The 13,574-nt window shown below is 49.2% G+C and carries 7 protein-coding genes; 5 read left to right on the top strand and 2 right to left on the bottom strand.

The genetic code is table 11. The annotated features are described in order from the left end of the window. Nucleotides 1-309: 309 nt before the first annotated feature. Nucleotides 310-3,306 (bottom strand): glycoside hydrolase family 3 C-terminal domain-containing protein, encoded by a 2,997-nt coding sequence (locus D570_RS08495; protein ID WP_018143214.1) that lies wholly within the window; start codon nucleotides 3,304-3,306, stop codon nucleotides 310-312. A gap of 308 nt (nucleotides 3,307-3,614) precedes the next feature. Between D570_RS08495 and D570_RS08490 the strand changes: the two genes are divergently transcribed. The 5 genes from D570_RS08490 (at nucleotide 3,615) to D570_RS0104495 (ending at nucleotide 11,211) form a co-directional block, all read left to right on the top strand. Then, nucleotides 3,615-4,388, top strand: a complete 774-nt coding sequence (locus tag D570_RS08490) for a LytR/AlgR family response regulator transcription factor (protein ID WP_018143212.1) — start codon at nucleotides 3,615-3,617, stop codon at nucleotides 4,386-4,388. Nucleotides 4,389-4,396: 8 nt separating this feature from the next. Next, entirely contained in the window at nucleotides 4,397-5,788 is a 1,392-nt protein-coding gene (locus D570_RS0104510) for an ATP-binding protein (protein ID WP_018143211.1), read from the top strand. 33 nt (nucleotides 5,789-5,821) lie between these two features. After that, complete coding sequence (locus tag D570_RS0104505; RefSeq protein ID WP_169331223.1) at nucleotides 5,822-6,565, top strand: LytR/AlgR family response regulator transcription factor; 744 nt, start codon at nucleotides 5,822-5,824, stop codon at nucleotides 6,563-6,565. 434 nt (nucleotides 6,566-6,999) lie between these two features. Then, the gene (locus D570_RS0104500; RefSeq protein ID WP_169331222.1) at nucleotides 7,000-7,998 is read left to right on the top strand and encodes an ATP-binding protein; all 999 of its coding nucleotides are present in this window, start codon (nucleotides 7,000-7,002) and stop codon (nucleotides 7,996-7,998) included. Between the two features lie 120 nt (nucleotides 7,999-8,118). Further along, the gene (locus tag D570_RS0104495; RefSeq protein ID WP_018143208.1) at nucleotides 8,119-11,211 is read left to right on the top strand and encodes a glycoside hydrolase family 3 N-terminal domain-containing protein; all 3,093 of its coding nucleotides are present in this window, start codon (nucleotides 8,119-8,121) and stop codon (nucleotides 11,209-11,211) included. A 460-nt stretch (nucleotides 11,212-11,671) separates the two neighbouring features. Here the strand turns inward: D570_RS0104495 and ettA are convergent, their stop codons facing one another. Next, a complete protein-coding gene (ettA, locus tag D570_RS0104490; RefSeq protein ID WP_018143207.1) occupies nucleotides 11,672-13,351 on the bottom strand; it encodes an energy-dependent translational throttle protein EttA in 1,680 nt (559 codons plus the stop codon). Nucleotides 13,352-13,574 lie beyond the last annotated feature (223 nt).

Below are 13,574 nucleotides of genomic sequence, written 5' to 3'. Positions count from 1 at the left end.
TAAGTTTTCTTGGGGGAGTGCCTGCTCAGCGTCTGTGTGCTTCAAGCCTTGAAAGCTTCGAAGTTCAAGTTCCTGTGCGGTTCTTCCTTGCGTTGATTTATATATAACTCTCCCAAGCTGGGCAACACCCCCAGAAGAAGCTGAAAATAACCTGAGAAAAATGAGGTCCACAGTAAGCTGGCTCACATTACATTCAGAATTTCACGCCTTTTCACCAATCCACAAAACGGACGGACCGGCTACCTTTCGGCAACCCGCCCGTCCGTATTGTTCAATTGTGTTGTTCAGTTCGGAGAGAGAGTGAACGTTCTACTTCATAGAAATGCGTTCAGCGCGTGCAGCCCTGCGAATCTTACTGACCTTGCGGCCGCGCATAATCATCCACACGATAAGCAGCACGATAAGCACAGCCAGCACAGCCGTCCCGATCCACTGAACCCAACGCCACCATGGAGCATGCCACGTGGTACCAGCGCCGTAAGCGTAGCCGTTGAGCGCATTGGAATTTGCCATGGCAAACATGACGTTGTGAGCAGCCTTGCGCAGGAAGTACACAGCGGTGTCGTTGTCTGTATCCTCGAATTGCTCAAAGACACGCCACGTCAGCTGGATATCCGAACCTGCAGCCACGCCCTGCATTGGCACCATATAAGGAGAAGCCATGGTGGCAAAGTCCGTAATCACAGCGCCTTGGAAACCCCACTCGCTGCGCAGGATTTCGGTCTGCAATGCGTAGTCACCGCCAGCCCAGGTGCCGCCAATGCGGTTGTAGGAGCTCATGATACCGTTCAAACCGATGGTGCTTTCCTTGATGCTGCCATCCTCAGACTGATACTTCACCGTAGCCTGGGACTTCTTGGTAGCAATCTCAAATGGCTTCAAATACACTTCGCGGATGGTCTGCTCATCTGCCCAGGTATCCAAGCCATTGGCCTGACGATTCTGCTCTTGGTCGTTCAAAGCAAAGTGCTTCATAAAGACCACCACGCCACGATTCATGGCGGCGCTCGCCACACTCGCTGCCAGCAAGCCGGAGAGGGTTGGATCTTCGGAGTAATACTCGAAGTTTCGACCTGCAAATGGGCTGCGATGCATGTTGACCGCAGGGCCGTACCAGCCGGTGACGCCCAGCTGCAAAGCCTCTTCGCCGATGGCATCGCCCATTTCAGCGGCGAGCTCACGATTCCAGGTGGAAGCAATCAAGGTTTCCGTTGGGAAAGCAGAGCCGTGCACGTCATTGATGAAGGAGCTGAAGCCTGCAGGACCATCCAAATCCACGGTTCGGGGCTTGCCAAGGCGTTCCACCGCGTCCGTTGCGTACGCGCCATCGTCGATCATGCCCACCATTTCATCCACGGTTAACTGATCGAGATACTTCTGCCATTGAGGATCATCATACGCCAAGCCGCGCAGAGCCGAGAGCTGCAGATTATTATTAGCACCCGTGGTTGGATGACTAATCTTCTCGCCCGTATTTTCTTCCTCCAGCTTTGCAGTCGTGGAATCCGTCACATCCGTGGAGAAATCAGACAGCTGCTTGAGCAATTCTGCAGAAGCCGTAGAATCCGCCTCATCTGGAGCCTGTGGGAAGGTACCCGCGAAGTCAGCACGGCTGAGCAGTGTCTTCTGCCCGGACTCAAAGGCGGCATTGAGCTCATCAAACTGATTTGTTACAGCCTTCTGATCGCTACTGCGGTGATTGTCACCACTGTAAGTGATGGTTTCAGGCACGTTGTAGGTGAAGGTATCCACGCCGGACTTCACCGTATGAGAATCCGTGCGCAAAGACAGCGTGTAGTCGCCAGACTCCAGCACATATGCCTTCGCATTTTTGTAATCATACGAAGCCATGTCTTCGATGGAAATCGTGGCAGATACAGTTTCGGACTCGCCCGGATTGAGGAGCTTCGTCTTAGCAAATTCACCCAAATCTACAGCCGATTTTTCGATGCCGCCGCGCGTATATGGAGCGGAGTAGAAGAGCTCCACCACATCCTTACCAGCGACAGAGCCGGTGTTCGTTACGGTTACAGTTGCCGTAATAGTGCCATCGGCTGAGTTCACGCTGTACTGAGGATTGGTCCAATCAAACGTGGTGTAGCTCAAGCCATAACCGAATGGGTATACCACGGCTTCCTCGTAGTTGATGAAGTTTTCTACGGCTGCGGTTTCGTAGTAACGGTAACCCGAGTAAATGCCTTCTTCATAATTGACGAAGTAGGACTGTGGTATGCCGGTATCGCCACCCGTATTCGTATACTCATGGGAACCAATATTGACGAAGGTTGGATCCTTCGTAAAATCACGAGCCCATGTATCCACGGTATGACCGGAAGGATTCAAGGTACCGGCCAAAATTTCGCCCAAGGAGAGGAAGCCTGTAGCGCCCGGCGTACCGGAATCTACGATGGCGTTGATGGCTGCATCATCCTGCAATTCGCCCAATTCAATAGGCTGGGAAGAATTGATAATGACGATGACCTTGGAGAAGTTCTGCTTCGCCAGCTCGATTTGATCCTTCTCGTCCTTGTTCAATTCCAAAGAATGCTGACCCGGGGTGTAATTGTCATCCCACTTTTCCATATCGGTGACGAGATCTTCGCCTTCGCCGCCGGTACGTCCGATGACCACGATGGCTGCATCGTTATAATCCGCAAAACTGGCCTTTTCGGCATCGGTGTACTTGGACACGGGCATTTCACCGATGCGGTAGGAGGAACCGCCATTCAAGCCGAAGCTAATATTGATGCGTCCGCCTTCGGATGCCGGATGAGCCTTAGCATAAGCGTCCAGCTGGTCATACACGGTTTGATTGACGCTAAATCCAGCCTTTTCCAAGCCTTCCTTGATATTGATAGCCGTGGAGGTGTCGGTATGTCCAGAACCGGTACCGCCGTACAGTGGGTCAGCAGCGCCGCGGCCGAGCAGCGTTACCTTGCTGGATGAATTCAGTGGCAGGGTGTTGTCATTCTTCATCAGCACCATGCCCTCATCGGCAATGCGCTGCGTTACCTTGCCCGAAGCATCCATGGCTTCATCGATGTTATTGTACTTTTTCGGATAAAAATTCAAATCCGCACCTTCGGCATTAGCGCCATTTTTCGCGCTATAGGTGCCGCCACCCACAGCCACATCTACTGCGCCGCTGGCAAAATTCAGGCCGATGGTCAGCACTAATGCGATGACGAGCAAAATCACCGTAATAATGCTCCAGAACGGAATAAATATCCAGTTACTGATCGGCAAACGCTTCGGCTTGGTTGCGGCACGTCCCGCATCCGAGCCTGTCATGTTCTTGCGTGACATAGCGAACTCCTTCGTTTCTCTATATTCATCTCACATCATCGCAGATTTATCTCTGCGATGAGATATTTCCACAGTAGTCAAGAAATGTGCGTGGAGATGCCGATTTTCGTGATGTGTGCAAAGCCTTTCGTGATTTGCACGCCGGAAAATGCGCAGAAGCAGGAAAACCAAGCACAGTTCATAATTGTCAATATTCTTATAGATTTTTCGCAAAAATGCAGTACTTTTTAGGACGATTGTGCCTGCAGAGCGCATATCTAGCCCGGCACAGTCTGTGTAGTGTAAAGTGGGTCTGTGAAGGAGAGAATATGCGTGTAGCTATCATTGACGATGTTGCTCACGAGGCACAGCAGACTCGTGAACTTGTGCTCTCGTGTGATGGAAAATGCCAAATAGACATGTTTGATTCCGGCACTCAATTCGTGGAGTACATACTCGGTACAGCTCAGGTGAGCACAGCATCCGCCTCGGCGACCCACAGCTCGCGCACGGCCAATCTGGCACAAGCTTCCATCCAAAACTATGATGTGCTTTTTCTCGATATTGAAATGCCGGGTCTCGATGGCATTGAAACCGCGCGTAAGATTCGGGAATTCTCCTCTGAGATTATCATTATCTTCACCACGCGTATGGCACAGTATGCCGTAGCTGGATATACGGTGGACGCCGCGGGGTATCTCGTTAAGCCGATTACCGCAGAATCCTTCAGTCTCGTATGGCGCAAGATTACGCGCATTGTGCAGTCTCGATCAAGTACCCAAATTGCTCTGGAAACCACAGATGGCACGGTTTTTGTGGACACAGCCGATATTCATTTCGTGGAAGTGCGCTCGCATATGCTGTATTACCACACGCCTGCGCGCGTCTACACGGCTTGGAAAAGCTTAACTGTGGCGGCTCAGGAGTTAAAAGACCATAGTTTTGCGGCCATCAGCCGTTACGCGTTGATCAATTTAGCGCATGTGAGTAAATTCGATAATTCCACGGGTGATATTGAGGTGGCGGGGCATCTTTTGCATGTGTCACGCTCGAAAAAACGTGAAATTGCGGAACGTTTACTGGAATTCCACTCGAGGGCATAGGCTGCGATATGGATTTTGATTTTTTGACCTATCCTTTTGAAGTGCTGCTCGCCGTTTTCGTCATGTCGAGCCGGCGGCATATGCGCATCGGATGGCTGCCCAAAATCAAAGCGGCTGTGCTGTGTGCCCTCGTGTTGGCGGTGTATTTTTCCTTTGAGCTACTGCCAGCAGAAGTGTATACGCATCCGGAGCGCTATGGCGGCATATATTTCCCGCTGGCCAGCATTATGTACATCATTTTTGCGGTGTCCTTGGCGTATATCGTTTGGCAATTGTTTGATACATCGGGTATCGAAGCTCTCATTATTATGGCCATGGGCTACGGCGTACAGCATTCGAGCTACGCTCTCACCAAGGCGATGCTCATACCGTTCAGCAATCTCGCATCCCCGGCGATGATGGCTGGTGTACGGCTGGGCTTGGTGGGCATTTATTACATCGTGATTGCGCTGTGGCTGGTGCCGCGCTTTCATATTCGCGTCGAAGCTGTGCAGCACTCTATGCGATGGGTGTCGCTCAGCCTTTTCGTGCTAGTCAGCTCTATTGTTTTTAATCTGGTCTTGCTCTTGGATAAAAGCATTTATGTCATCGTCCCATCCATGGAATTTACCTTTAGAATTCTCGATTTCCTCTGCACGATTTTGGGTATTTCCGTGCTACTGCTGGTGTCTACCCGAGACAGGCTGATTAGCGATTTGGATATTTTGACCCAGCTGAACGAAGAAAAGATGAAGCATTACGAGCTGAGTCGCGAAAATATGGAACTGGTGAATGCAAAATTCCATGATGTGCGCAAAAGCCTCGCCTCTATTCGTGCCACGATTCAGGATTTGGACGGAGTAGAAGGCGTGGACTTGCCCGAAGAATCCATGCGCGAGCTGGAAAATGCCATACGCATTTATGATTCCATTTATGAAACGGGCAACGACCTCATCGATGCGATATTGACCGAAAAAAGCCTGTACAGCAGTGCGCACGGCATTACCTTTAATGCAATGGCCGATGGCGAGGCCTTCTCCTTCCTAGAGCCAGCGGAAATTTCGGCATTATTTGCCAATATTATCGATAATGCCATCGAAGCGGTGGAGCAGGTGGATGTGCCACAACAAAACAAAATTATCGAATTTAATGCGCACCTCTCTCAGGGATACGCCATTATCGAATCCTCAAATTTCTATAACGGAGAACTAAACATTTCGCCGAATAACGGTCTGCCGGTGACTTCTAAACGCGATAAACGCTTCCATGGCTATGGCATGCGTTCCATAGCCGCAGTGGTGCACGAACACAATGGAACGATAAAAATTAACGCCAATGCGCAGGATAAGATTTTTGAAATACGTGTGGTGATTCCACTGATGCTGTCCATTACTGCAGGAAAGAGTAGCGAACATCGGTAGTCCGTTGGAGGAAGGGGGAAATACATGATTATTATGGCTTTAGTTGAAGATACACCTGAAGATGCTGCCATCACGCGCGCCGCTATTGAGCGCTATGTGCAGCACAATCCAGAGGTCGATCCCATTCGCATCGACGAATTTAGCAATGCTCAAGACTTTTTAGACGCCGCCGTCTCCCATAATTTTGATTTGGTTTTCCTCGATATAGACATGCCGGGCGAGGATGGCCAAGGCATCAACGGTATGACAGCGGCAGCCCAATACCGTGCACAGGCATTATCTCATGAGACAATTCCGCTGATTTTCACAACGAAGGTCGCGCAGCTAGCTGTGCAAGGTTACGAGGTCAGCGCGGTGGGGTATCTCATCAAACCGTTTGACTATGCCAGTTTCGCGCTCGCCATGCGCCGTGCCATGGAGCAAATGAAACTCAACGCGGTGAACGTCACTATTACCGTCGTGTCCGCGGAGGGTACGCGTTTTATTTCTTCACGGGATGTTACACATATTGAGGTGCGCGACCATATGGTGTACATTCATCTGCGCGATGGCAGTGTGCAAACCATGTGGGGCACGCTCAAAGAACTCGTGGATAAGCTTCAGCAAGCGCAATTCATCCAGTGCAATAGATACGCCATTGTCAACCTGAATTATGTCACCGGCTTCAGTGATAAAGAGTTGACCATCCAAGGTAGCGAAGATCAGATGGTGTCGATTAGCCGAGGTCGCAAACAAGACGTGATGCGCGCTTTGCTTGCCTTCAAAGCTATTCGTTGACACCACACGACGAGCAAAAACTATCAAAGAAGATAACGATGCAGATTCTTGAATTTCTTCACACATGGATATGGCCAGGGTCCCTCTGGACCCCAGCCTTCCCGGGCACCTTTGTGGTATATCTGTTTGGCTGTACGCTCGTGTTTTCGCGCTCGTTACAATGGCGAGCATGGAAAGGCAATCAGCTTCGATGGATAGCACTGACGCTCTTTCTTGCAGCAACGACGGTGCTGAACGGTCCCGTCATTTACACAATGACTCCTTTAGGTGCCACCTCGGTGAGCTATTTTCCACTCTTGATTGAGTTGGTCATATTGATTTACTGTTTATACAATGTGACGGAATCCTCACGTACTCTCGTTACTGTGGTGGTTGCGATGGGATATGCTGTGGAGCATATAGCGGCTGATATAGTACAAATTCTTGGGAATATAGTGTATCAAACACAGTATGATGCGCGATTTGCCGATCCAACATATAAGGTTTACACCTTCCTGATTTATGCAACTATCGCTCTTTCTGTGTGGTTGGTGATTGGACGTAAAACCGTTGTCGACGAAGACGTCATCCACGATCGTAAACGGTGGATTGCCATATGTATCGTTGTGTTCTTCTTCGTGGTATTTGCAAATAGTTTTGGTTTTGGAATCATCGTATATCAACGTTTTTCGATTGTGGATTCGCAGTCTTTGGGTTTTCTCAGCGCTTTGCTTTTCACCTACGATGCTATTTGCTCGCTGATGATTCTCATAGTTTTGCTCGTGGTGTCCTCGCGCAATCATCTCATCCGCGAGGTGGAAGTACTCAACGATATTAACCGCCGTCAGCAGAAGCATTATGAAATAAGCCAAGAATATCGTGACATTATCAATATGAAAATGCATGATCTCAAGAAAAGTTTGGCGCATGAGGGTTCCAGCCAATTTAGCAATTCCCCTCAAACGGTCCGAGCTTTGCAGGAAACCCTGAAATCCTACGATGCGTTATTTCACACAGGGTCCTCTGCGGTGGACACCATTTTGAATGATAAAAGTTTGTATTGCGCGCACCGAGGCATTACGCTGCAGTGTCTAGTCAATGGTGCGGCCTTAAGCTTTATGGAAGAAGCGGATATTTACTCGCTGGTGGGAAATATCATGGACAATGCTATAGAAGCAGTAGAATCCATAGATTCTGATGAACTCAGTAAATCGATTATGCTGAATATTTCTCACGAAGGCACCATGATTGTTTTACGTGAAACAAACCAATTCAGCGGTGATATTGTGGAGAAAAACGGCGTGATTCAATCAAAAAAGGATGACGCTACAAATCATGGCTTTGGCATGCGATCCGTACAGTTTGTCGTACGCAAATACGGCGGGCAGATGTCGTTTAGTACGGACAATAACACCTTCGATTTAACGATTATTCTCCCGGCTCACAGTAATTAAATAAATGACTACATAAGGTGCAGTTCACGAAATCCACGACTACAGATGGCGTAAACACACTGAAAAAACGAAGCTTTTTACGCATCCTTGATTATACAAGCTCATAATCAAGGAGGAGAGATGAGTAACGAAATTCCACGCCGTCGTGGACGAGTAGGCAGAGTTATAAAAACTGTTGTATCCGTGGTCGTTGCAGGTGCATTTATCATGGGTGCTACGGCCATTGCCGGTGTGCAGAGCAATAAAATGATTGGAAGCCTAGTTGGCTTGTACAGCAATTCTGTTGATAATTCGAAAGCTCAAACCGATGGTTTAGATCTGAATTATTACAAGACCCAGTACACCACGGAAACGATTAAAGCGGCAGAAGAGGATTTAGCCAACCGCATTGCTGGGGAAGGCACAGTATTGCTGAAAAATGAGGATGCGAACTTGCCGCTGGCGCAAGGCACAAAGGTGAGTTTCTTCTCGGTTAATTCCAGCACAAAGCAAGCTGCAGGAAGCGCGCTTGCTAGTCTGGCGGGTGGTTCAGGTCCGTCGTTAAGCGATATTTTTACCAAAGCAGGTTTAAGCGTCAACAGTACGCTCTGGGATTTCTATAATTCCGATGAGGTTAAGGACTATGGTCTGGCTGCGGGATCTCTGAACTTCGGCGATGGGGAAGACTTTTCAATCAATGAAGTACCCCTGTCCAAGCTCCAAGACAAGGATGGTCTCCTACAGTCCGCACAGGGCACCCTGCCCGTATTTGTGTGGTCGCGCGTGGCGGGCGAAGGTCGCGATATGCCACGCTCTATGTACAATCATGCCACCAAGGATGAGGATAAAAGCAAGTCCTATCTAGAGCCGGATTCCACAGAAATGGAAGTGTTGAAGTATTTGAACGACAACTTCGACTCTATTACCTTGCTCGTCAAGTCGAATGCGGCGCTGCAGCTGGACTGGCTCAAGGATTATCCACATATTAAGTCGGTTGTGCTTGCAGAAAGCTTTAATGATTCTCTCGGGCAGGTGTTTACCGGTGAGATGAATCCATCGGGTAAGACGGTGGATACCTTCGAAGCGGATGCGTTGCAATCGGCTGCTGCTCAGAACTTCGGTGACTATGAATACACCGATAGTCAAGGAAATCTGACAAATTACAACTACGTCGACTACAAAGAAGGCATTTATGTAGGCTATCGTTACTACGAAACGCGCTATTTTGACAAGGTTATGAATCAGGGTAATGCAGGCGATTTTGATTACGCTGAGCAGGTCGTGTATCCCTTTGGTTATGGTCTGAACTACAGCACATTTGATCACCGCAATTTTGCGCTGAATTCTTCCGATGCTAACACCTTTACAGCCACCGTAGACGTGACAAACACCGGATCTGTAGCGGGCAAAGATACGGTTGAAATCTACATGCAGTCGCCATATACGGATTACGACAAGACCCATGGCGTAGAAAAATCAGCTGCTGAATTGGTCGGTTTTGCAAAAACCGAGGAGCTTCAGCCAGGACAAACGCAAACTGTCACTGTGTCTATCACAAAAGACGTGATGAAGGCTTATGATGCACGCAATGCGCGCACGTATATCCTCGATGCGGGGGATTATCTCTTCACGGATGGCCGCAATGCGCATGATGCAGTCAATAATTTCTTGGCCTATGCGGGTAAAAGCACCGCAGATGGCATGACGGCTGAGGGCAACGCACAAGCTGTAGCTGTGTATACTCCTGCAAATACAGATGTGGACACGCAAACCTACGCGGTGGATAGTGTAACGGGTGAAAAAATTACCAATCAGCTGGATGATGCTTTGGGCGATGGCACCTACTTAACGCGCAATGACTGGGTGGGCACCTTCCCTCAGCATGATGGTGAAGCCTCCTCTCAGATTTCCACCTGGGGTAACGAGATTAACTCAGCAGATGGAAAATCCTACACTTACACCAAGCAGGCTTCGGATGCCTTGCTGGACAAGCTGAAGGCGCATGCCTCGGGTAATACCGAAAATCTGACAGCAACGCCTGTTTTTGGTCAGAAGAATGGCAAAACGCTGATTGAATTGCGTGGATTGTCCTTCGATGATGAGGCGTGGGATAGCCTTCTGGATCAGCTTACTGAGGAGGAGTACAAGGAGCTCATTGGCAACTCGGGATACGGTGTGTCTGCCATTAAGTCCATTAATTCTCCATTTAACTATGAGGCTGATGCAGCAAATATGTGGGTGTATGGTGCTGTGCGATACGCGTATCCACAGATTATGATGCTCTCTCAAAGCTACAACACAGATTTGGCTAAGGAATTCGGTGAGCTACGTGCGGATGAGGCACTGCTCGGCCAAGTTGCGGGCATGTACGCGCCTTCCATGAATATCCATCGCACGCCATTCTCGGGCCGCAATGGCGAGTACTACTCCGAAGATCCTATACTGACCTCGCTCATGTCTCAGCCAGAAATTCAGGCTCTGACGGATAAGGGCATTTACACCTACGTAAAGCACTTTGCCTTCAACGATCAGGAAAATCACCGCGGCGACCGTCCAGGTCAAATGTCTATCGCTACTTGGCTGAATGAACAGTCCGCACGTGAGATTTATATGAAGCCATTTGAGGATAATCTCAAGCTGACAAATACGGTGTCTTATGTGAAGCAAAATGCGGATGGTACTTATGAGCAGGCAGAAAGCACCATGCGTGCAACCCGCGGCATTATGACCTCCTTCAACCGTGTGGGTGCTACCTGGACAGGTGGAAGCTACAATTTGCTCACGAAGATTGTGCGCACGGAATGGGGCTTTGACGGCGCTATCATCACGGATAATGCCAATACGGGTGTCTTTATGAGCAGTACGCAAATGATTGAAGCTGGCGGCGACATCAAACTGCTCAATGCGAAGGACCCAACGGGTGAAAGCCTGGATGTGTCTGATCCTGCCGTCTACCCATATGCGCGCGCTGCCGCTCATCGTTATCTGTACACCGTGGCGAATTCTCGAGCGATGAATGGAGCCATGCCAGGCTCTGTCTTTAAGACCACGAATGGTTTGCTGACCATCGCTCTGGCTGTACGTACAGTTCTGTATCTGCTGGCTGCTGTGCTGATCTTCTTCAGTGTGTGGCGTCATATTCCTCGCACTATTGACCGCGTCCATGCGCGCAAAGCACGCAAGAAGGCGAGAAGGTTGGAGCGAAAGGCCGCTAGAGCTGCGAAACGGTCATAAAATACCTTAGACCAGAGAGGGGAGGTGATGTATCTGTCAGAGAGCTTCACTTGCAACTCATAACTCATAAAACAATGGGGCGAAGCACCGTGTGGTGTTTCGCCCCATTGTAAGAGAAGAGAAAGAGAGAGAAGAAGGTATTAAATTTTCTATATTCAATTATCTTCGGGAGGTGCTGCTGATCTTGGTGAAGAGTAGCTCTTCCTTGCATGTTTATATATAACCGCTCGTTCCTGAGCAACACACCCGAAGAAAGCTGTGCAAAGTCTGAGAGTTTTGTAACGCGAATGTGGAGACGGCTGATCCACTCGGTAAAAGGGTGCGTTCAAAGCGAAATTCAAGAGCGGAAACGCCGCAGAATAAGCGAAAGCTCCTGATTCTCAGAGGAATCAGGAGCCGCTTGAATTTTCCCTAAGCTATTTAGCTTAATTCACATCATACACTATTTTTTTAAAGTGTGCTACACGCGTGTGAGTTTTCTGTGAATACGATGAGGCTTAGATGCTTCTTCGCCCAATCGAGCCACTTTATTTTCCTGATAGGCTTGGAAGTTTCCTTCAAACCAGAACCAGCGTGCAGGATTTTCGTCATCGCCTTCCCATGCAAGGATATGGGTAGCGATGCGGTCGAGGAACCAGCGGTCGTGGGAAATAACTACTGCGCAGCCCGGGAATGCTTCCAAAGCATTTTCAAGGCTTTCCAGTGTTTCTACATCCAAATCGTTCGTAGGCTCATCGAGCAGGAGCAGATTTCCACCCTGCTTCAATGTCAATGCCAGATTCAAACGATTGCGCTCACCACCGGAGAGCACGCCGGTCAACTTCTGCTGGTCAGAGCCTTTAAATCCGAAGCTGGCCACATAGGCGCGGGTCGGCACTTCGACGCCACCCACTTCGATGTAGTCCAAACCATCGGAGACGGCTTCCCACAAGTTTTTATTTGGATCCAAACCTTCACGGTTCTGGTCCACATAAGAAATCTTGACGGTTTCACCCACATTGAGCTCGCCACTGGTCAGCTCTTCTAAGCCCACAATCGTCTTGAAGAGGGTCGTCTTACCCACACCGTTAGGGCCGATGATACCCACGATGCCGTTGCGTGGCAGTGTGAAGCTCAAATCATCGATGAGCACACGGTCACCAAATGCCTTATGGATATGCTTGGCTTCCAAAACGGTAGAGCCCAAACGTGGCCCTGGTGGGATCTGAATTTCGGAGAAGTCCAGCTTCTTGGAATTGCGTGCTTCCTGCTCCATCTGGTCGTAACGCTCCAGACGAGCCTTATTCTTAGCCTGACGACCCTTAGGAGAAGTGCGTACCCATTCGAGCTCGCTCTTCAAACGCTTGGCCAGCTTAGCGTCCTTTTGACCCTGCACTTCCAAACGCTTTGCCTTGGTTTCCAAATAGGTGGTGTAGTTACCCTTATAAGGGAAGAGCTGACCGCGATCCACTTCGCAAATCCACTCCGCTACATTGTCCAAGAAGTAGCGGTCGTGGGTGACGGCCAAAACAGCACCAGGGTAGTTGTGCAGGAATTGCTCCAGCCACAAAATCGACTCAGCATCCAAATGGTTAGTAGGCTCATCGAGCAGGAGCAAGTCTGGAGCTTCCAGCAAAAGCTTGCACAAGGCTACACGACGACGCTCGCCACCGGAAAGTACGGTCACCGGCGAATCCGGATCAGGGCACTGCAATGCATCCATTGCCTGTTCAATCTGATTATCCAAATCCCATGCATTCTTGGCGTCGATTTCTTCCTGAAGCGCGCCCATCTCCGCCATCAACGCATCGAAATCTGCATCCGGCTCTGCCATTTCCAAACCAATATCGTTAAAACGCTTGATCTTGGCGTACAAATCACCATATGCCAAGCGCACGTTTTCGATTACAGTCTTATCCTCATCCAAAGGAGGTTCCTGCTGCAAAATACCTACGCTATAGCCGGGAGTAACACTTGCCTCACCATTGGAAACAGTCTCCGTGCCAGCCATAATTTTCAGCAGGGTAGACTTACCCATACCGTTAGGGCCAACCACGCCTATCTTTGCGCCAGGCAAAAAGTTCAAGGTAACGTTATCCAGAATAACGCGATCGCCAAAAGCCTTGCGCGCGTTAATCATCTGATAAATAAACTCAGCCATTGTGTCCTATTCATTCAATAATTCGCGGAAGTGCAGATGTGTAGAAAATCGAAATGAAACCACACATTGAAAATTGCACATAATCCCTTTAATTTTCTCATAAAAACCAGACAGTGCAACTGCGGGGAGGGTACTGTCGTACAGAAGAAATAAAGCGGTCTTCGCAGGGGAAGAACTGGAGAAGTAGTGAGCACAATTTCACGTGAAATTGATAACAGCTTAT

Origin of the sequence: Alloscardovia criceti DSM 17774, assembly GCF_000376885.1 — a bacterium.
Classification (GTDB): Bacteria; Actinomycetota; Actinomycetes; order Actinomycetales; family Bifidobacteriaceae; genus Alloscardovia; species Alloscardovia criceti.
This window is presented reverse-complemented; position numbering and strand designations above follow the sequence as displayed.